The 18,602-nt window shown below is 69.4% G+C and carries 13 protein-coding genes; 8 read left to right on the plus strand and 5 right to left on the minus strand.

What is annotated here, in order from left to right; translation table 11 throughout:
- Positions 1-42: 42 nt before the first annotated feature.
- Together greA and ACWDO5_RS30650 are read right to left on the minus strand one after the other, a co-directional pair.
- Positions 43-540 carry a transcription elongation factor GreA gene (gene greA / locus ACWDO5_RS30645; protein ID WP_356226719.1) on the minus strand — a complete coding sequence of 166 codons (498 nt, stop codon included), beginning with the start codon at positions 538-540 and terminating at the stop codon, positions 43-45.
- Between the two features lie 171 nt (positions 541-711).
- Positions 712-1,116, minus strand: a complete 405-nt coding sequence (locus ACWDO5_RS30650) for a DUF4307 domain-containing protein (RefSeq protein WP_450533692.1) — start codon at positions 1,114-1,116, stop codon at positions 712-714.
- A gap of 152 nt (positions 1,117-1,268) precedes the next feature.
- On the opposite strand from ACWDO5_RS30650, the gene mca reads away from it, so the two are divergent.
- Both mca and ACWDO5_RS30660 read left to right on the plus strand, forming a co-directional pair.
- The gene (gene mca / locus ACWDO5_RS30655) at positions 1,269-2,150 is read left to right on the plus strand and encodes a mycothiol conjugate amidase Mca (RefSeq protein ID WP_450533693.1); all 882 of its coding nucleotides are present in this window, start codon (positions 1,269-1,271) and stop codon (positions 2,148-2,150) included.
- Positions 2,143-2,397, plus strand: a complete 255-nt coding sequence (locus tag ACWDO5_RS30660; RefSeq protein ID WP_450533694.1) for a hypothetical protein — start codon at positions 2,143-2,145, stop codon at positions 2,395-2,397. The genes mca and ACWDO5_RS30660 overlap by 8 nt, the downstream gene beginning before the upstream one ends.
- Before the next feature lie 167 nt (positions 2,398-2,564).
- On the opposite strand, the gene ACWDO5_RS30665 is transcribed toward ACWDO5_RS30660, so the two are convergent.
- On the minus strand, positions 2,565-5,771 hold the full coding sequence (locus tag ACWDO5_RS30665) for a tetratricopeptide repeat protein (protein WP_450533696.1): 3,207 nt from the start codon (positions 5,769-5,771) through the stop codon (positions 2,565-2,567).
- 160 nt (positions 5,772-5,931) lie between these two features.
- On the opposite strand from ACWDO5_RS30665, the gene ACWDO5_RS30670 reads away from it, so the two are divergent.
- From ACWDO5_RS30670 to ACWDO5_RS30690, 5 genes are all read left to right on the plus strand, one after another.
- Entirely contained in the window at positions 5,932-7,983 is a 2,052-nt protein-coding gene (locus tag ACWDO5_RS30670; RefSeq protein WP_450533697.1) for a thioredoxin domain-containing protein, read from the plus strand.
- Positions 7,984-8,210: 227 nt separating this feature from the next.
- Positions 8,211-9,425: a glycosyltransferase gene (locus ACWDO5_RS30675; RefSeq protein WP_450533703.1), complete on the plus strand. Its 1,215-nt coding sequence runs from the start codon at positions 8,211-8,213 to the stop codon at positions 9,423-9,425.
- A complete protein-coding gene (locus tag ACWDO5_RS30680; protein WP_450533698.1) occupies positions 9,422-11,101 on the plus strand; it encodes an ArnT family glycosyltransferase in 1,680 nt (559 codons plus the stop codon). The genes ACWDO5_RS30675 and ACWDO5_RS30680 overlap by 4 nt, the downstream gene beginning before the upstream one ends.
- A complete protein-coding gene (locus ACWDO5_RS30685; RefSeq protein ID WP_450533699.1) occupies positions 11,098-12,333 on the plus strand; it encodes a glycosyltransferase in 1,236 nt (411 codons plus the stop codon). The genes ACWDO5_RS30680 and ACWDO5_RS30685 overlap by 4 nt, the downstream gene beginning before the upstream one ends.
- A 98-nt stretch (positions 12,334-12,431) precedes the next feature.
- Positions 12,432-14,891, plus strand: coding sequence for a galactose oxidase-like domain-containing protein (locus ACWDO5_RS30690; protein ID WP_450533704.1), 2,460 nt, complete (start codon positions 12,432-12,434; stop codon positions 14,889-14,891).
- A 13-nt stretch (positions 14,892-14,904) separates the two neighbouring features.
- Here ACWDO5_RS30690 and ACWDO5_RS30695 read toward each other — a convergent pair whose 3' ends face one another.
- Both ACWDO5_RS30695 and trhA read right to left on the minus strand, forming a co-directional pair.
- Positions 14,905-15,540, minus strand: a complete 636-nt coding sequence (locus ACWDO5_RS30695) for a TetR/AcrR family transcriptional regulator (RefSeq protein WP_450533700.1) — start codon at positions 15,538-15,540, stop codon at positions 14,905-14,907.
- 145 nt (positions 15,541-15,685) lie between these two features.
- Positions 15,686-16,363: a PAQR family membrane homeostasis protein TrhA gene (trhA, locus tag ACWDO5_RS30700; RefSeq protein ID WP_450533701.1), complete on the minus strand. Its 678-nt coding sequence runs from the start codon at positions 16,361-16,363 to the stop codon at positions 15,686-15,688.
- A 264-nt stretch (positions 16,364-16,627) separates the two neighbouring features.
- Here trhA and ACWDO5_RS30705 point away from each other — a divergent pair, with 264 nt between their 5' ends.
- Positions 16,628-18,451 carry a phosphoenolpyruvate carboxykinase (GTP) gene (locus ACWDO5_RS30705; RefSeq protein ID WP_450533702.1) on the plus strand — a complete coding sequence of 608 codons (1,824 nt, stop codon included), beginning with the start codon at positions 16,628-16,630 and terminating at the stop codon, positions 18,449-18,451.
- The last annotated feature ends 151 nt before the right edge of the window (positions 18,452-18,602 follow it).

An 18,602-nucleotide genomic window follows, 5' to 3' on the forward strand; every position in this document is an offset into this window, starting at 1 on the left:
GGACCGCGTCACACGCGGTCCGGCCCATTCGTCTGCCGGGTCTCAGCCTGTGTACGGCTTGGCCTCGAGGATCTTCACCGAAGCCTTCTTGCCGTTGGGCAGCTCGTACTCCGCGTCCTCGCCGACCTTCTTGCCGTTCACGCCCGAGCCCAGCGGGGACTGCGGTGAGTACGTCTCGATGTCGTCGCTTGCGTACTCGCGCGAGGCGAGCAGGAAGGTCGTCGTGTCGTCCTCGTCGCCGTCGAAGGCGATGGTCACGACCATGCCGGGGGCCACCACACCGGTCGCCGCCGGGGCCTCGCCGACCTTGGCGTTCTCCAGGAGCTGGGTCAGCTGGCGCACACGGAGCTCCTGCTTGCCCTGCTCCTCCTTGGCCGCGTGGTACCCGCCGTTCTCGCGCAGGTCGCCCTCCTCACGCGCTGCCGCGATCTTGGTGGCGATCTCGGTGCGCGCGGGACCAGACAGGTACTCCAGCTCGGCCTTGAGCTGGCTGTACGCCTCCTGGGTGAGCCAGGTGACGTTCTCGCTGGTCTGGGTCACAGGTGCTCCTCGTAGGTACTGGGAATACAAAGCATCGCCCTACCCAGAAGAATGGGCCTTCATGGATGGGCGAAACCACGAGCCTAACAATTTCGTGGCGGAAGGGGGAGGACGAAAGCCATCAGAATTACATCAGTGCAGGTCAGAGCCGAGACCCTCGGTGGCGCGCCGTCAGCGTGCGGTGCACTGCTCCAGCTCGGCGCTGGTCGCGCGCGCCGTGGTGCGCACCGTCACCACCTGGTCGATCCGCTTCTCGCCCCGCTGGCCTATGACGACGTCGATACGGCCCACCTCACTGCCGTCCACTGAGCGGGAGCGGAGCGTACAGGTGCCGGTGGCGTCCGCGTCCTTGCGCACCTCCAGATGCGCCTGCACCTCGGTGTCCGAGACGACCTTGAATTTGATCACTTCGGCGCTGATCTTCTGCCCGGCGATGTAGTCGTAACCGAACCAGCCGACCACACCGAGCAGCACCACACCGAGGCCCGCGCCCACGATTCTGAGCTGGCGGTCGGCGCGCTCGTCAGCCGAGCGGCCGTAACGGCCCTCCGGAAGCTGCTCGCGCACCGCGGTCATGATGGATCCTCTCCAGAACGGGCCGCCGGAATTTTCCGTCCCCCGATTCGGTCACTATAGAAGCCGCCCGCCCGCCACCCGACCGCCGCCCCACATCGACGTCCCTGCGGGACGGCACCGGTATTTCGCGACGAATCATTGAGGATCGAGTCTTGACTGAGCAGCTGCGACTGATGGCCGTTCACGCCCACCCCGACGACGAGTCGAGCAAGGGCGCGGCCACCATGGCCAAGTACGTGTCCGAGGGGGTGGACGTGCTGGTCGTGACCTGCACGGGAGGCGAGCGCGGCTCCATCCTCAACCCGAAGCTCCAGGGGGACGCGTACATCGAGGAGCACATCCACGAAGTGCGCAAGAAAGAGATGGACGAGGCGCGCGAGATCCTCGGCGTCAAGCAGGAGTGGCTCGGCTTCGTCGACTCCGGCCTGCCCGAGGGCGATCCCCTGCCGCCGCTGCCGGAGGGCTGCTTCGCGCTGGAGGACGTCGAGGCGGCGGCCGGCCGCCTGGTGAAGTCGATCCGCGCCTTCCGTCCGCAGGTCGTCACGACCTACGACGAGAACGGCGGGTACCCCCACCCCGACCACATCATGACCCACAAGATCTCGATGGTGGCCTTCGAAGGTGCGGGGGACGCCGAGAGGTTCCCGGAGTTGGAGTACGGTCCCGTCTGGCAGCCGCAGAAGCTTTACTACAACCAGGGCTTCAACCGGCCGCGCACGGTCGCGCTGCACGAGGCGCTGTTGGAGCGCGGCGTCGAGTCCCCGTACGGCGAGTGGCTGGAGCGCTGGAAGGAGTTCGAGCGCGCTGAGCGCACCCTGACCACGTACGTCCCGTGCGCGGACTTCTTCGAGATCCGCGACAAGGCGCTGATCGCGCACGCGACGCAGATCGACCCGGACGGCGGCTGGTTCCGGGTGCCGATGGAGATCCAGAAGAAGGTCTGGCCGACCGAGGAGTACGAGCTCGCCAAATCTCTGGTCGATACCTCCCTCCCCGAGGACGACCTCTTCGCGGGCATCCGCGAGAATGCCTGATATGAGCGCAAGCGCAAACCTCGCACTGACGCATCTCGTCCCCCTCGCCAAGCAGGTCGACGACAACAAGGTCACCCCCGGTCTCCTCGGCTTCATCGTCTTCGCGGCGCTGGCCGTGGGTGTGTGGCTGCTGATGAAGTCGATGAACCGCCACATGGGCAGGGTCAACTTCGAGGAAGCCCCGGACCCGGCGGGCGATGCCGCCCCGGCGGACGGCAAGCGGAAGCCGGGCACGGCGTCCGCGTAAGGCGACGTACCGCGGGGGCTCTGCCCCAGCCCCCCACCCCCTACGCCTGGCGGGCGTGGGGGTGGGGGCACCCCCACCTCAATCGCCGGAGGTGCCTGATTTCCGCAGGGCGGGCGGAAAGCAAAGCCCGTCCGGCGACCGAGGACGGCTGCCGGACGGCCCCGGCGCTAGGTCACGGCAGGCACCGGGACGCCCATCACCTCGCGGGCATGGCGGTTCGGCACCATCCCCAGTTGCCAGGCCTGCCAGCCGTCCTCCAGGTGCACTCCCCGCTCCAGCATCACCGCCAGTGCCTCCGTGCAGTCCTCGAGCTTGCCGTCGCGCGAAGCGTGCGTCGTCCCCATCAGCTGGGCCAGCTCCTCCTGGGCCACCACCGTGCCGACCTCGATGCCGCCCGGCGACGCGTACGGCAGCAGCGTGCAGCGCAGGAACCTGGCCCAGTCGGTGCCTCGGTCGTCCTGGTACGAGGCGAACAGGGCCGCCGCCTCGTCGCACAGCGTCAGCGCCTGCCCCGGGCGGTTGTTGCCCGCGTCGATCAACGCCAGCTCCAGACAGGTCCATGCCTCGCCGTGGGCCACACCGATGCGATGGAAGTCGGCGCGGGCGTCCACCAGGAGCTGGCGGGCGAAGCCCGAGTTGCGCAGGTTGCCGGTCTGAGCCGCCCGCTGGTCCCGGGTGACACGGCCCGAGTGGTGGCGGGCGCAGGCCAGGCCGTACACGTCGCGCATCCGGGAGAACATCGTGCGGGCCCGCTCCAGCTCCCGTACCGCCTGGTCGCGGTCGCCGCGCTCCTCCAGCGCCTGGCCCAGGTAGTACAGCGTCCACGCCTCGCCGCGCGCGTCCTCGTTGTCGCGGTGGCGGGACAGTGCCTGGCCCAGCTGGTCCACCGCGGGGGCCGGGTCGCCGTCCACCAGCCTGGCCCGGGCCAGCTGCGTCAGCGCCCAGGCCTCACCGCGTCCGTCGCGGGTGCGGCCGTACAGATCGAGGGCCGCACGCAGCTCCGATTCCGCGCGCGCGACATCGCCCATCCGCAGGCACACCTGGCCCAGCTGGAAGTGCGTCCACGCCTCGCCGTGCAGCGACTCGCCCTCCCGGTGCAGGGTCAGCGCCGTCGCCAGCAGCGTCAGCGCCTCCGCGAGATTGGCCCGGTCGCGCTCCACCGCGGCCAGTGCGTGCAGCGACCACGCCCGGTCCTCGGCCTGCTCGTCCGAGGACTGCAGCTCGATCGCCTCGTGCAGCTTCGCCGCGGCCTCGGTCAGATTGCCCTGGTGGTGCAGGGTGATGCCGAGAGAGCAGAGCGCGAGCGCGGTGCCCGAGTCGTTCTGCGCCTCGCGGTAGAGGCCGACGACGGACGACAGTGTCGTACGGGCCTTGTCGAGCTCGCCGAGCTGCCGGGCCGCGATGCCGGTACGCCACCGAACGGAGCGTTCCAGCAGGCCCTGGTCCACCGCCTGCGACAGCTCACTGATCTCGCCGAGCCGGTACAGGTCGCCGCGCAGCAGGCAGTAGTCGCACAGCGCGCTCAGCAGATTGAGCACCGTCTGCTGGTTGACGCCCTCCGCGTGCCGCAGCGCCGAGGTGATGAAGCTCGACTCGTCGTCCAGCCAGCGCAGCGCCGCGTCCAGCGAGGCGAAGCCGTGCGCCCCGAACTGGCCCGCGCGCGTGGACATCTTGCCGTCCACCATGCGGATCACCGCCCCGGCCAGGTCCGCGTAGTTCTGGATGAGCCGCTCCTGCGCGGCCGTACGCTCGGCGGCCTCCTCCTCGTCGAGGAGACGGGCCCGGGCGAAGGACCGTACGACGTCGTGCAGCCGGTAGCGGCTGGCCCGCACATGGTCGATCAGTCCCGCGCCGGCCAGGCCCGTGAGCAAACGCTGCGACTCCTGCTCGTCCGTGGCCAGCAGCGCCGCCGCCGCGGCCGCGCCAAGTGACGCCCGCCCGGCCAGCGCGAGCCGGCGCAGCAGCCGCCGCGCCTGCTCGGACTGGTCGGTGTAGCGCAGCCACAGCGCCCGCTCGACCGGGTCCACCGGACCGTACGCGCCGAGATCGGCCGCCAGCTGATGCGCGGTCCGCGGGCCGAGCGAGGAGCCTGCGATATGCAGCGCGAGCGGCAGCCCGCCGCACAACTCCCGTACCTCGTCGGCCGATTGGGCGTCGTACGGACCGGACAGCGGTTCCTCGGCCGAGGCCCGCAGCAGCTCCTCCGCGCCCGCCGCGTCCAGAGCGTCGACCGGCAGCTGGTGCACCCACGCCGGCATGTCCGCCGGCAGGTCGAGCCGCTCGCGCGCGGTCACCAGCACCAGGCTGTCCGAACGCTCCGGCACCAGGGTGCGCACCTGCGCCGGGTCACTCGCGTCGTCCAGCACCACCGTCACCGGCAGCCCGGTCAGATGCTGGTGGTACAACTCGCCCAGCCGCCGCACCTGCTGCTCGGCCGACGAACGCTCCCGGAACAGCAGCTGTTCGCGCGGCGCGCCCAGCCGGTTGAGAAGATGCAGCAGCGCATCACGCGTAGAGAGCGGACGCTCGCTGTCGCCGCGCAGATCGACCACGCACGCGCCCCGGAACTGATCCTTGAGGTGGTGCGAAGCCCGCACCGCGAGGGTCGTGCGCCCCGATCCCGGCACGCCGTACAGCACCACGACCGTCGGCCTGGTCTCCGTCGACGCGCGGGCGGCGTGCACCCACTGCGAGATCTGCGTCATCGCCTCCCGGCGGCCCGCGAACGGCCCCTCCGGCTCCGGCAGATGCCCGAAGGACTGCTCCAGCACCGACCGCCTGCGCGCCGCCGCGCTCCGGTCCGCGCCGCGCAGCTGCGGCACCACGGTGGTCTTCTTCGCGGTCCGGGTGGAGGAGGCCAGCATCCGCTGCTGGTCCAGGAACGGGCGGATGCCCCGCACCTCCAGCGCGGTCAGCCACTGCAACCGCAGCTGCTCGGTCCCGCCCGGCTGCCCCAGCGCCCCGGCTCTACGGTGTGCGTCGGGCCAGTGCGAGGCCGTCACCTTGGCGACGGTGGCCGCGGCGCCGGCGACTGCGACGACAGCCCCGGCGCCGAGCGCGGTGCCCACCGCCGTCCCCAGCGCGACGTCCGCGCCGATCGCCGCGGCCGCGGCAATGGCCGTCACCAGCACGGGAGTTGAGATGTTCTGCCGATTGAACTGCGCGGACAGCGGCTGCTGCCCTGCCTCCGCCTCCATCAGCGCCTGCTCGTACGCGGCGTACTCCTCGGCCGCATTCGCCGCCATGCTGTCCAGGGCGGCCCGTGCGCGTGCCATCAGCACGCCCGAGTCCGACCGCCCGCCCGAACGCCGTACCTCTTCCTCGACGGCGCGTACCAACAGCCGCTCGGCTTCCGCCCGATGGCTGTCCCGCATAGGGGTCCCCCTCTGAGAGCCTTCCGGTTCCGTTCCGGTTCCGTTCCGGTTCCGGTCCCCTCGCGGGTTCCGGTTTCGCACCGGCGACAAGTGTCCTGCGCGCGGCGCGTCAGCGCGAGAGAGTCTGACGATCATCCACACCTGAGAGAGGATGGGTGTCATGCCGAACCGCCTCGCCCATGAGACTTCCCCCTACCTCCTTCAGCACGCCGACAACCCGGTCGACTGGTGGCCGTGGTCGGGCGAGGCCTTCGACGAGGCCCGCAGGCGCGGGGTACCCGTGCTGCTCAGCGTCGGCTATTCGAGTTGCCACTGGTGCCACGTCATGGCGCACGAATCCTTCGAGGACGAGGCGACCGCGGAGTATCTGAACGAGCACTTCGTCAACATCAAGGTCGACCGCGAGGAGCGGCCCGACGTCGACGCCGTCTATATGGAGGCCGTGCAGGCCGCCACCGGGCAGGGTGGCTGGCCCATGACCGTCTTCCTCACCGCGGACGGCGAGCCCTTCTACTTCGGTACCTACTTCCCGCCCGAGCCCCGGCACGGCATGCCCTCCTTCCGGCAGGTTCTCGAAGGGGTCGCGGCCGCCTGGGCCGACCGGCGCGACGAGGTCGGCGAGGTCGCGGGGAAGATCGTCCGGGATCTGGCCGGGCGCTCGCTCGCCTACGGCGGAGAGGGGCTGCCGGGCGAGGAGGAGCTGTCCCAGGCGCTGCTCGGGCTCACCCGGGAGTACGACGAGCGGCACGGTGGCTTCGGCGGCGCGCCCAAGTTCCCGCCGTCGATGGTCGTCGAGTTCCTGCTGCGGCACTACGCCCGGACCGGGGCCGAGGGTGCTCTGGAGATGGCTGCGAAAACGTGTGGGGCGATGGCCCGCGGGGGGATGTACGACCAGCTCGGCGGCGGCTTCGCGCGGTACTCCGTGGACCGAGGGTGGGTGGTGCCGCACTTCGAGAAGATGCTGTACGACAACGCCCTGCTCTGCCGGGTGTACGCGCATCTGTGGCGGGCGACCGGCTCGGAGCTGGCCCGGCGGGTGGCGCTGGAGACCGCGGACTTCATGGTGCGGGAGCTGCGCACGGCCGAGGGCGGGTTCGCCTCGGCGCTCGACGCGGACAGTGCCGTCGGAGACGGATGGGGGCACCCCCAGGCCGAAGGCTCTGGGGGAGGTACGGGCAAGCATGTCGAGGGCGCGTTCTATGTGTGGACGCCGGAGCAGCTGCGCGAGGTGCTTGGGGACGAGGACGGGCGGCGGGCCGCCGAGCTGTTCGGGGTGACGGAGGAGGGGACGTTCGAGGAGGGCGCGTCCGTCCTCCAGCTCCCGGACGGGGAGGTCGAATCGTCGATCAAGGAGCGGCTGCTCGCGGCGCGGGCACGGAGGGCGCGCCCCGGGCGGGACGACAAGGTGGTCGCCGCCTGGAACGGCCTCGCGATCGCGGCGCTCGCCGAGGTCGGCGCGTACTTCGAACGGCCGGATCTCATCGAGCGGGCCACCGAGGCTGCCGATCTGCTGGTGCGGCTGCACATGGACAGCGGGGCACGCCTCGCCCGTACCTCCAAGGACGGCGAAGTCGGCGCGAATTCCGGGGTGCTGGAGGACTATGCGAATGTCGCGGAGGGTTTCCTGGCGCTCGCGGGCGTGACGGGTGAAGGCGTGTGGCTGGAGTTCGCCGGCTTTCTGCTGGACATCGTCGTCGACCAGTTCGTGGCCGAGGGCGGGGCGCTGTACGACACCGCGCACGACGCCGAGAGGCTGATCCGCCGCCCGCAGGACCCGACGGACAGCGCGACCCCGTCCGGCTGGACGGCGGCGGCCGGCGCGCTGCTTTCGTATGCAGCCCACACGGGATCTCAGGCCCATCGCACCGCCGCAGAGGGCGCGTTGGGCGTGGTGAAGGCGCTCGGGCCACGGGCCCCGCGTTTCATCGGCTGGGGGCTCGCGGTCGCGGAGGCGCTGCTGGACGGGCCGCGCGAGGTGGCGGTGGTCGGCCCTCAGGACGGGCGGGCGACACGGAAGTTGCACCGTACGGCGCTGCTGGCGCAGGCGCCGGGCGCGGTGGTCGCGGTCGGTGAACCGGACAGCGAGGAGTTCCCACTGCTCAGGGATCGCCCTCTGGTGGACGGCAGCCCCGCTGCGTACGTATGTAGGCACTTCGTCTGTGATGCCCCTACCGCGGACGCATCGGCACTTGCCCGAAAACTCGCCAATTGACCGCGCAGCAGCAGTTTTTATCAGACAAGCACCGGACCTTAACGTTCCGCCTATAAGGTCGCGGCACGAGGAGTAGCCGACCGTGCGCACTGGGGAGTGCCGCACCAGAGGCTGACACAGATGTGCCGCCGGCCAGGGGGGCCTGCTGCCGGGGCGCAGGTCCAAGGGGGGACCTTTCGGTGCTCATATCGGTGTTTGTTGTTGCCATTTCCGTGGCGCTGTTCTGGATGGCGGCGTTCACGCTGTGGTGGCAGATGCATGCCTGGCGTACGCCCGAGATACTCGCGGCGACCCGGTTCGACCGGCCCGACGGCGGCGTCGGGCTCTCTTTCTCCCTGCTTCTGCCGGCCCGCCATGAGCAGGCCGTGCTGGAGCACACCGTCGAGCGGCTGCTGGAATCCAGCCACTCCAACTTCGAGATCATCGTGATCGTCGGCCACGACGACCCGGAGACCGCGGCGGTTGCCGAGCGTTCGGCCGCGCGTGATCCGGTGCGGGTGCGGGTCATCACCGACACGCATGAGGTGAAGAACAAGCCCAAGGCCCTCAACACCGCGCTGCCGCACTGCCGCGGCGACATCGTGGGCGTCTTCGATGCCGAGGACCAGGTCCACCCCGAGCTGCTCGCCCATGTCGACCACGCCTTCACCTCCACCGGCGCGGACGTCGTCCAGGGCGGCGTACAGCTGATCAACTTCCACTCCAGCTGGTACAGCCTGCGCAACTGCCTGGAGTACTTCTTCTGGTTCCGCAGCCGCCTCCATCTGCACGCACAGAAGGGCTTCATCCCGCTCGGCGGCAACACCGTCTTCGTCCGTACGACTGTGCTGCGCGAGGCGGACGGCTGGGACCCCAACTGCCTCGCCGAGGACTGCGACCTGGGTGTGCGGCTCTCGTCCGTCGGCAAGAAGGTCGTCGTCGCGTACGACAGCGACATGGTCACCCGCGAGGAGACCCCCGGCACGCTGATGAGCCTGCTCAAGCAGCGAACCCGCTGGAACCAGGGCTTCCTGCAGGTCTACCGGAAGAAGGACTGGAAACAACTCCCGGCCTTCGGGCAGCGGTTGCTCGCCCGCTACACCCTGATGACGCCATTCCTGCAGGCCTACTCCGGCGTGATCATCCCGATCAACGTGGCCATCGCGCTCTTCCTCGATGTCCCCGTCGGCATCGCCATCGTGACCTTCCTGCCGCTGATCACGGCCATGGTCACCTTTGTCTTCGAGATCGTCGGGCTGCACGACTTCGGCAAGCAGTACGGCCTTCGCGTCCGCTTCGTCCACTACCTCAAGCTCATCGTCGGCGGCCCCTTCTACCAGGTTCTCCTGGCAGGCGCCGCGGTGCGCGCCGTCTGGCGGGAGCAGCGGGGACGCAACGAGTGGGAGCTGACCAGTCATGTCGGCGCGCATCTCACCGAGACCCGAGAGGACGTCCACCGGTGACCACAACTCTGCCTCCGGCGCCTGACACCGCCGCTCTGCCCGCTGCCGCCAAGCCCCGGCCGACGGTGCCCGTCCATATCCGGCCCGTCATACGCTTTCGCAGCTCGCGGCCCGATCTGCTGCTGTGCTTCGGGCTGCTGGCCGTGATCCTGCTCGTCCAGGGCTGGAACATCACGAACTTCCCGACCCTCAGCGACGACGAAGGCACCTATCTCGCCCAGGCCTGGGCGGTCCAGCAGGGCGACGGGCTCGCGCACTACACGTACTGGTACGACCATCCGCCGCTCGGCTGGGTCCAGATAGCCGCGCTCACCTGGATTCCGTCGCTCATCGCGCCGGAGACGATGACCGTGGCTACGATGCGGTTCGCAATGCTGCTGGTCAGCGCGGCGTGCGCGGTGCTGCTGTACGTACTGGCGCGCCGGCTGTTCCTGCCGCGCTGGGCCGCCGGGCTGGCGATGCTGCTCTTCGGGCTCTCCCCGCTCTCCGTGGTCCTGCAGCGCGAGATCTTCCTGGACAACATCGCGGTGATGTGGATGCTGCTGGCGTTCTGCCTGGCCGCGTCCCCCAGCCGCCATCTGTGGCACCACTTCGCCGCCGGTCTTGCGGCCGCGACCTCGGTGCTCACCAAAGAGACGATGCTGGTGGTGCTGCCCGCGCTGCTGGTGACGATGTGGCGGCACAGCCACCGTGACACCCGTAAGTTCGCGGTGACCGGTGCGATCACGGCATGTGCGCTGATCGGGCTCGCGTATCCGCTCTTCGCGCTGCTCAACAATGAGCTGTTCCCCGGGCCCGGCCATGTGTCGCTGATCGACGGGATCACCTACCAGATGGGCCGCGAGGGCTCGGGCTCCATCTTCGATTCGGGCTCCGGCTCGCACGGCGTCTTCAGGTCCTGGCTCTACTACGACCGGGTGCTGCCGCTCGGCGGACTCGCCGGCGCGGCCCTGCTGCTGGTGACCCTGCGCTGGTCGGTCACGGCACGCGCGCTCGCCGGACCGGCGCTGGTGGTGGCGATCCTCGCGCTCGTGGCGATGAGGCCCTCCGGCTATCTGCCCGCCATGTACGTCATCCAGGCGCTGCCGTTCCTGGCACTGGTGCTGGCGGGCGGCGCGGCGAGCGTGGCGCACGCGGTGCTGCGGCGGAGAATCCGGCCCCGCCGGAGTTCGAGGCGCGGGGTCCGGGACGGAGCCGCGGGTCAGAGCCCACGGCCCGGGATAGGTGTCCGCCACGTCGTGGCCGGGCTCCTCGCACTCGCCGCGGCTGTATACGTCGTGCCGAGCTGGTACGCCGGAAACCGCGACGCCCTCACCGTCGACGCCAACGCCCCCTACCGCGCGGCCGCCTCCTGGATGCGACACGAGGTCGCCGACCCCGCGTCCACCCGGGTCCTGGTCGACGACGCGCTCTGGCTGGACCTCGTGCACGACGGGTTCGAGCCCGGCACCGGCGCGATCTGGTTCTACAAGGCCGATCTCGACCCCGCGGTGACGAAGACGATGCCGCGCGGCTGGCGGGACCTCGACTATGTCGTCTCGTCGCCGACCGTCCGCCGCGACGCCGTCGACCTGCCCAACGTCAAGGCGGCACTTGAACATTCGAACCCCGTCGCCGTCTTCGGCGACGGCGAGGACCGGATCGAGATCCGCCGGATCGCCGGAGGCGAGCGATGACCACCACACCCCGTACGGGCGCCGAGGAACTCGGCGATCCGGAGCTCAGCGCCGCCCAGCTCGCCGAGCCCGGCGCCGTCACCGTCATCATTCCGACCTTCAACGAGTCCGAGAACGTACGGGAGTTGCTCCACCAGCTCACCGACTCCGTGCCGTCCCGGCTGCCCTGCGAGGTCGTCTTCGTCGACGACTCCACGGACGACACCCCGGACGTGATCCGCAGCGCCGCGCAGGACTGCCCGTTCCCGGTCGCCGTACTCCACCGCGACGTGCCGACGGGCGGGCTCGGCGGCGCGGTCGTCGAAGGTCTGAAGGGCGCGGGCTCCGACTGGATCGTCGTCATGGATGCCGACCTCCAGCACCCGCCCGCGCTCGTGCCCGAACTCGTCGCGGCCGGGGAGCGTTCCGGCGCCGATCTCGTCGTCGCCAGCCGCTACATCCGCGGCGGCAGCCGCGCAGGCCTCGCCGGCGGCTACCGTATCGCCGTCTCGCGCGGGGCGACCTGGCTGACGAAGGCACTCTTCCCGCGCAGGCTGCGCGGCATCAGCGACCCGATGAGCGGCTTCTTCGCGATCCGGCGCAGCGCGGTGACGGCCGACGCGCTGAAGCCGCTCGGCTACAAGATCCTGCTGGAGCTGGCGGTGCGCTGCCGCCCTGAGACGGTCGCCGAGGTGCCGTTCGTCTTCCAGGAGAGGTTCGCCGGCGAGTCCAAGTCGACGGCGAAGGAAGGGATGCGCTTCCTCGGGCATCTCGTCGCGCTGCGTACGGCATCGTCGGCGGCCCGGATGGTGGCCTTCGGCCTGATCGGCCTCACCGGCTTTCTGCCGAACCTGCTCGGACTGCATGTCCTGGCCACAGCCGGTATGCACTATCTGCCGGCCGAGATCGTCGCCAACCAGTTCGGCGTGATCTGGAACTTCCTCCTCATCGAGGTACTGCTGTTCCGGGACCGCCGCAGGCACCGGCACTGGGCGGACCGGGTGGGCCGGTTCGCGCTGCTCGCCAACGCCGATCTGCTGCTGCGCATCCCGCTGATCGCGCTGTTCGTGAGCCGGATGGAAATGGCGGTGCTGCCCGCCACCACGCTGGCGCTGCTGACCACGTTCGTCCTGCGGTTCGCGGCGACGGAGGCGCTTGTCTACCTGCCGCGCAGCAGTGGGCGCCACCGAGACGAGGGAGGCGGCCGCAACAGCCGCAGCAGTCGAGGGAGCTGCACGGAAAGGACTGTGTAATGCCTGCCGAGTCACCTACGCCCGGGCCCTGTGAGCCCGAGACCCCCGCGTCCAAGCCGCGGATGCCGCTGATGTCGCGCATCCGCGCGCCGCGCCGCATGGGAGCGTCGCGCCCGGCGCTGCAAGACGGGAGACGCCGGGCCGCGCCGCAAAGCGGGAGACGCCGGGTCGCGCTGCTCGCCGTCGCCGCGCTCACCGGTGGGCTGCTGATATCCGCCCCGCAGCAGGCTTCCGCCGGCCCGCCCAACCTGATCACCAATCCGGGCTTCGAGACCGCCGGCTTTGCCGACATGCCCGCCTGCTGGGAGAAGTCCGGGTGGGGCGACAACGACTTCACCTTCGAGACCGTCGCCGACGCCCACTCGGGCAGCAAGGCCATGAAGGTCTCGCTGAGCCGCCGGGTCGACGGCGACCGCAAGGCCCTGATCACCGAGGACACGGTCTGCGCGCCCAAGGTGAAGCCGGACAGCCAGTACGACCTCTCCCTCTGGTACAAGAGCACCACCCCCGACACCGCCATCACGCTCTTCCGGCACGACGTGACGGGCGGCTGGCAGTACTGGACAGACCTCAAGGCCCTCCCGATGAGCGCTGGTTACGAGCGGGTCGAGGTCCGCACCCCCGCCGTCCCGCCCGGCACCGACCGGATCACCTGGGGCGTGTCCGTGTACGGCACCGGCTCGGCCACCACCGACGACTACGTCATGGAGGAAGTGACCGTACCCGCCCCTGTCCCCGTCTGCAGCGGGACGCCGGAGGAGTGCGCCAAGGGCCGCTGGGACGTCCTGCCGGTCCAGAACCCGGTGCGCTCCATGCATTCCGTGGTTCTGCACAACGGGAAGGTCCTCGTCATCGCGGGCTCCGGCAACGACGAGGCGATGTTCGAGGCGGGCACCTTCACCTCCGCCGTCTATGACCCGAAGACCGGCAACTTCCGGACCGTTCCCACCCCCGTGGACATGTTCTGCGCCGGCCATGTGCAGCTCCAGGACGGCAAGGTCCTGGTGATGAGCGGCAACAAGGGCTATCCGTCGGCCGACGGCACGATCGGCTACCAGGGGCTGAAGGACTCGTACATCTTCGACCCGGCGACCGAGACGTATACGAAGACGAACGACATGAACGGCGGCCACTGGTATCCGTCGGCGACGATCCTCGGCAACGGTGACGTCATCTCCTTCGGCGGTCTGAAGGAGGACTCGACGGGCAATGTGACGGCCGAGAAGTTCTCCGCGGCGCAGAACAAGTGGTTGCCGGTGAACGAGGTCAACCAGACCTGGTCGTACTGGGGTCTGTACCCGTCGATGATCCTGATGCAGGACGGCCGGCTCTTCTACTCCGGCAGCCATGTCTTCGGCAACGGCACGCAGGGCTCCGGCGCGTCCATCTACGACTACACCGCCAACACCATCAACGATGTGCCCGGTCTGCAGAACAAGGACCAGCGGGACGAGTCGGCGAGCGTGCTGCTGCCGCCTGCCCAGGACCAGCGGGTGCTGACGATCGGCGGCGGCAACAACGAGACCAACCCGGCCGCCAACCGCCTCACCGACATCATCGACCTCAAGGACCCCAACCCGGTCTATACACACGGTCCGTTGCTGCCGCAGGGCCAGGTCGACCAGGGGCAGGGCAAGCGGCCGCAGACCGGCGCCGAGGGCAAGATGTTCGTCTCGGCCGTGCTGCTGCCCGACGGGAAGGTCTTCGAGACGGGCGGCGGGCTGCACGACCGGGCCGACCCGGTGTACGAGGCGTCGTTCTTCGACCCGGTGACCAATACGTACGAGGCGGGTCTCGCGACGGACCCGATCCCGCGCACGTACCACTCCTCGGCCTTTCTGCTGCCGGACGGGCGGGTGATGGCGGTGGGCGACAACCCGGGCAACGGCACGTACAACCACAATGTGTCCGTCTATACGCCGCCGTATCTGCTCAAGGGCGCCCGGCCGAAGATCACTTCGATGATCGACGGGCAGTGGACGTACGGGGACACCCAGCGGATCACGGTTGACCGGCCCATCGCCAAGGCGGAGTTGATCCGCCCGGCCGCGGTCACGCACTCCTCCGACCCCAACCAGCGGTTCCTGGATCTGCCGATGACGGTGGACGGCAACAACATCGATCTCAATGTCACCAGCAACCCCAATATGGCGCCGCCCGGCTGGTACATGCTCTTCGCGGTCGACGCGAACGGGATCCCGTCGGTGGCCCAGTGGGTGCATCTCGGGGGACCTGCGGCGATGGCAGCCGATGCCCCTTCCGCGCATGTCCACGATTTCGCGGACGCTCCGGCGAAGGCGCCGAAGAAGGCGCAGAAGAAGCGGAGTTCGGCGCCGGTGAGCCCGCAGATCGCCGGCTGCGACCGGCACTACGGCGCGGCCGGGGTCTGTGTCCCCACAGTGTTCCCACGGGAGGTGAAGGCGACGACGGCGGCGCGGTGCGCGTGGCTGGCGGCGCATGAGTACGGACGGCTGAAGGTGAACGGGAAGGACGACCCCTTGCGGCTCGACCCGAACAGGGATGGCGTGGCGTGCGGCAAAGGGGACGGGGTGAGGTAGGGGGCGGGGCGGGTCAGAGCTTCAGCCCGCCCCGCATCGTCGTCAGCGCGCGGTCCACCAGCTCGACCAGATCGTCCTGGTGGTCCCGCGCCGCCCAGTACAGCATCACCTCGCGCAGCGCCCCGAGCACCGCCGCCGTGAAGACCCGTACGTCCAGGTCGTCGTGGTCCCGGCCGGCGCGGTCGGCGAGTGTGTTGACGAGCAGCTCGGACGTGGTGGCCATGGTCTCGGTCATCCTGGCCCGGATCGCCGGGACCTCCACCATCAGCCTGGTGCGCTGAATGAGCTCCTCGCGCTCGTCCTGGACGAAGGTCGACAGCCGGTGTGTCATAACATGCCGGATCGAGTCCAGCGGGTCCTCGTCGGCCGGCCGCGCCCGCAGTTCCGCTTCCCTGATCGGGTCGTACTCGTCGGTGAGGACGATGTCTTCCTTGGTCGGGAAGTACCGGAAGACCGTGGACGGGGAGACCTCCGCGGCCTCCGCGATCTGCTCGACGGTGGTCGCCTCGTACCCCTGCTCCGAGATGAGCCGGTATGTCGCCCGGCGGATCGCGATCCGCGTCTTCAGCTTCTTGCGCTCGCGCAGTCCAAGCTGTGGCTGCGCTTCGGCGAGGAAAACGCGCGAGGGTGTACGCGTGGTGGCGGCCATGCCCGTCATTGTCCTGCATCGAGGCGGCGGGACATGGCAATCCCCGAGAGTCGATGTCAAATGACAGTAACCCTCAGAAGATGCTCTCGGCCAAGAAGAATGGCCGTGGCATCGCTGCCACGGCCGAGGTCTGGAGGGGGAGGGGTCATGAGTCCTGGTAGGCGACCAGTGAGATGCCCACGTAGTGCACGATGAACGCCGCGAGGGTGAGGGAGTGGAAGACCTCGTGGAAGCCGAACCACCGCGGTGACGGGTTCGGTCGCTTCATTCCGTAGATCACGCCGCCCGCGCTGTAGAGCAGCCCGCCGACGATCACGCAGACGAGCACCGCGATCCCGCCGGCGCGCATGAAATCGGGCAGAAAGAAGACGGCCGCCCAGCCCATCGCGATGTAGCAGGGCGTGTAGAGCCAGCGCGGGGCGCCGACCCAGAAGACCCGGAACGCTATGCCCGCCACGGCCGCCGCCCAGACAGCCCACAGCAGTGCACGGCCGGAAGAATCGGGGAGAAGGAGCATCGTCAGCGGGGTGTACGTGCCCGCGATGATCAGGAAGATATTGGCGTGGTCGAGCCTGCGCAGCACGGCTTCGCCGCGCGGGCCCCAGTTGCCGCGGTGGTAGAGCGCGCTCACGCCGAAGAGCAGGCACGCGGTGAAGACGTAGATCGCGCAGGCCACCCGGGCCCGGGAGGAGTCGGCGAGCGCCGTGAGCACCAGTCCCGCGACCAGGACGGCGGGAAACATCCCGGCGTGCAGCCAGCCGCGCAGCCTCGGTTTCACGGGGGCTGGCTCTATCTCGGTCACTTCGGGCGCGGCAGCAGTCATGACGAGGATGGTACCTACGCAACCGTAGGTAACGGATGGTTCCGCACATCCTCGCTGCGTCCCTTTAAGGCCCGGCCCGAGCGGCTTTCGGGATGCGATCGAGCCTCGAGTGGCGATGCTCACGTGAGAGGTCCTCTGGACATATGCGCACACTGCACCGATGATCAGATGAGTGCGGTCGGCACCGGATGAGCGGGCTACGAAGCATCCGGGTCGCAGCCCCCACGGGGCAACAACCTTCGAACCCCTCACTTAGGAGCGATCGTGGCGCGCGACATCGCGGCTCCCAGCACCGTCCCCACCAACCACCAGGAGCTCGTTTCCTGGGTCGACGAGATCGCAGCAATCACCGAACCGGACAGCGTCGTCTGGTGTGACGGATCAGAAGCCGAGTACGAGCGCCTGTGCGAGGAGCTCGTCGCCAAGGGCACCTTCAAAAAGCTGGACCCGATCAAGCGCCCGAACTCCTACTACGCCGCGTCCGACCCGAGCGACGTCGCCCGCGTCGAGGACCGCACCTTCATCTGCTCCGAGAAGGAGGAGGACGCGGGACCGACGAACCACTGGAAGGCCCCGGCCGAGATGAAGGCCATCTTCGCCGACGAGGAGGGCGTCTTCCGCGGCTCGATGCGCGGCCGGACCATGTACGTGGTGCCGTTCTGCATGGGGCCGCTGGGCTCGCCGCTGTCCGCCATCGGCGTCGAGATCACAGACTCCGCCTACGTCGCCGTCTCCATGCGCACCATGACCCGCATGGGACAGCCCGTCCTCGAGGAGCTCGGCTCCGACGGCTTCTTCGTCAAAGCCGTGCACACCCTCGGCGCCCCGCTGGAGCCGGGCCAGGAGGACGTCCCCTGGCCCTGCAACACGACCAAGTACATCTCGCACTTCCCCGAGACCCGCGAGATCTGGTCGTACGGATCCGGCTACGGCGGCAACGCCCTGCTCGGCAAGAAGTGCTACGCGCTGCGCATCGCGTCCGTCATGGCGCGCGACGAGGGCTGGCTCGCCGAGCACATGCTGATCCTCAAGCTCACCCCGCCGCAGGGCGAGTCCAGGTACGTCGCCGCCGCCTTCCCGAGCGCCTGCGGCAAGACCAACCTCGCCATGCTGGAGCCCACCATCTCCGGCTGGACCGTGGAGACCATCGGCGACGACATCGCCTGGATGCGCTTCGGCGAGGACGGCCGGCTGTACGCGATCAACCCCGAGGCCGGTTTCTTCGGCGTCGCGCCCGGCACCGGTGAGCACACCAACGCCAACGCGATGAAGACCCTGTGGGGCAACGCCGTCTTCACCAATGTCGCGCTCACCGACGACAACGACATCTGGTGGGAGGGCATGACCGAGGAGGCCCCGGCCCACCTCACGGACTGGAAGGGCAACGACTGGACGCCCGCGTCCGAGACCCCGGCGGCTCACCCCAACGCCCGCTTCACCGTGCCTGCCTCGCAGTGCCCGATCGCCGCGCCCGAGTGGGAGGACCCCAAGGGCGTGCCGATCTCGGCGATCCTCTTCGGCGGCCGCCGCGCCAGCGCCGTACCGCTGGTGACCGAGTCCTTCAACTGGCAGCACGGTGTCTTCCTCGGCGCGAACGTCGCCTCCGAGAAGACCGCGGCGGCCGAGGGCAAGGTCGGCGAGCTGCGCCGCGACCCGTTCGCGATGCTGCCGTTCTGCGGCTACAACATGGGCGACTACATGGCCCACTGGATCAAGGTCGGGCAGAAGGCAGACGCGTCGAAGCTGCCGAAGATCTACTACGTGAACTGGTTCCGCAAGAACGACGCGGGCAAGTTCGTCTGGCCGGGCTTCGGCGAGAACAGTCGCGTGCTCAAGTGGATAGTGGAGCGTCTGGCGGGCAAGGCCGAGGGCGTCGAGACGCCGATCGGCATCCTGCCGACGCGTGAGGCCCTCGACACGGACGGCCTCGAACTGCCCGACGAGGACCTCGACTTCCTGCTCAAGGTCGACAAGGAGGTCTGGCGCGAGGAGGCGGCGCTGATCCCCGAGCACCTCAACACCTTCGGCGACCACACGCCGAAGGAGCTGTGGGACGAGTACCGCGGGCTGGTCGCCCGGCTCGGCTGACGCTCGTACCGAATCGTCGCGGCGGACCAACCCGACATCCGCCCTGACCTGTGGGGTCACCCAGGTCCGCCGCGTCCCCGGCCCCCGGAGCCCCCTGGTCAGGCTGATGGCGCGGCGCACGCGGGCGCGGTCGTCGACGACGTCGTACCCG

This window comes from Streptomyces sp. NPDC000880, assembly GCF_053599675.1.

Excerpts from the sequence above, each read along its gene's own strand:
- ACWDO5_RS30650 (WP_450533692.1), bottom strand. The coding sequence starts at position 1,116 with ATGACCGCGGTGCGCGAGCAGCTTCCGGAGGGCCGTTACGGCCGCTCG.
- ACWDO5_RS30660 (WP_450533694.1), top strand. The coding sequence starts at position 2,143 with ATGCCTGATATGAGCGCAAGCGCAAACCTCGCACTGACGCATCTCGTC.
- ACWDO5_RS30665 (WP_450533696.1), bottom strand. The coding sequence starts at position 5,771 with ATGCGGGACAGCCATCGGGCGGAAGCCGAGCGGCTGTTGGTACGCGCC.
- ACWDO5_RS30670 (WP_450533697.1), top strand. The coding sequence starts at position 5,932 with ATGCCGAACCGCCTCGCCCATGAGACTTCCCCCTACCTCCTTCAGCAC.
- ACWDO5_RS30675 (WP_450533703.1), top strand. The coding sequence starts at position 8,211 with ATGGCGGCGTTCACGCTGTGGTGGCAGATGCATGCCTGGCGTACGCCC.
- ACWDO5_RS30685 (WP_450533699.1), top strand. The coding sequence starts at position 11,098 with ATGACCACCACACCCCGTACGGGCGCCGAGGAACTCGGCGATCCGGAG.
- ACWDO5_RS30690 (WP_450533704.1), top strand. The coding sequence starts at position 12,432 with ATGGGAGCGTCGCGCCCGGCGCTGCAAGACGGGAGACGCCGGGCCGCG.
- ACWDO5_RS30695 (WP_450533700.1), bottom strand. The coding sequence starts at position 15,540 with ATGGCCGCCACCACGCGTACACCCTCGCGCGTTTTCCTCGCCGAAGCG.
- trhA (WP_450533701.1), bottom strand. The coding sequence starts at position 16,363 with ATGACTGCTGCCGCGCCCGAAGTGACCGAGATAGAGCCAGCCCCCGTG.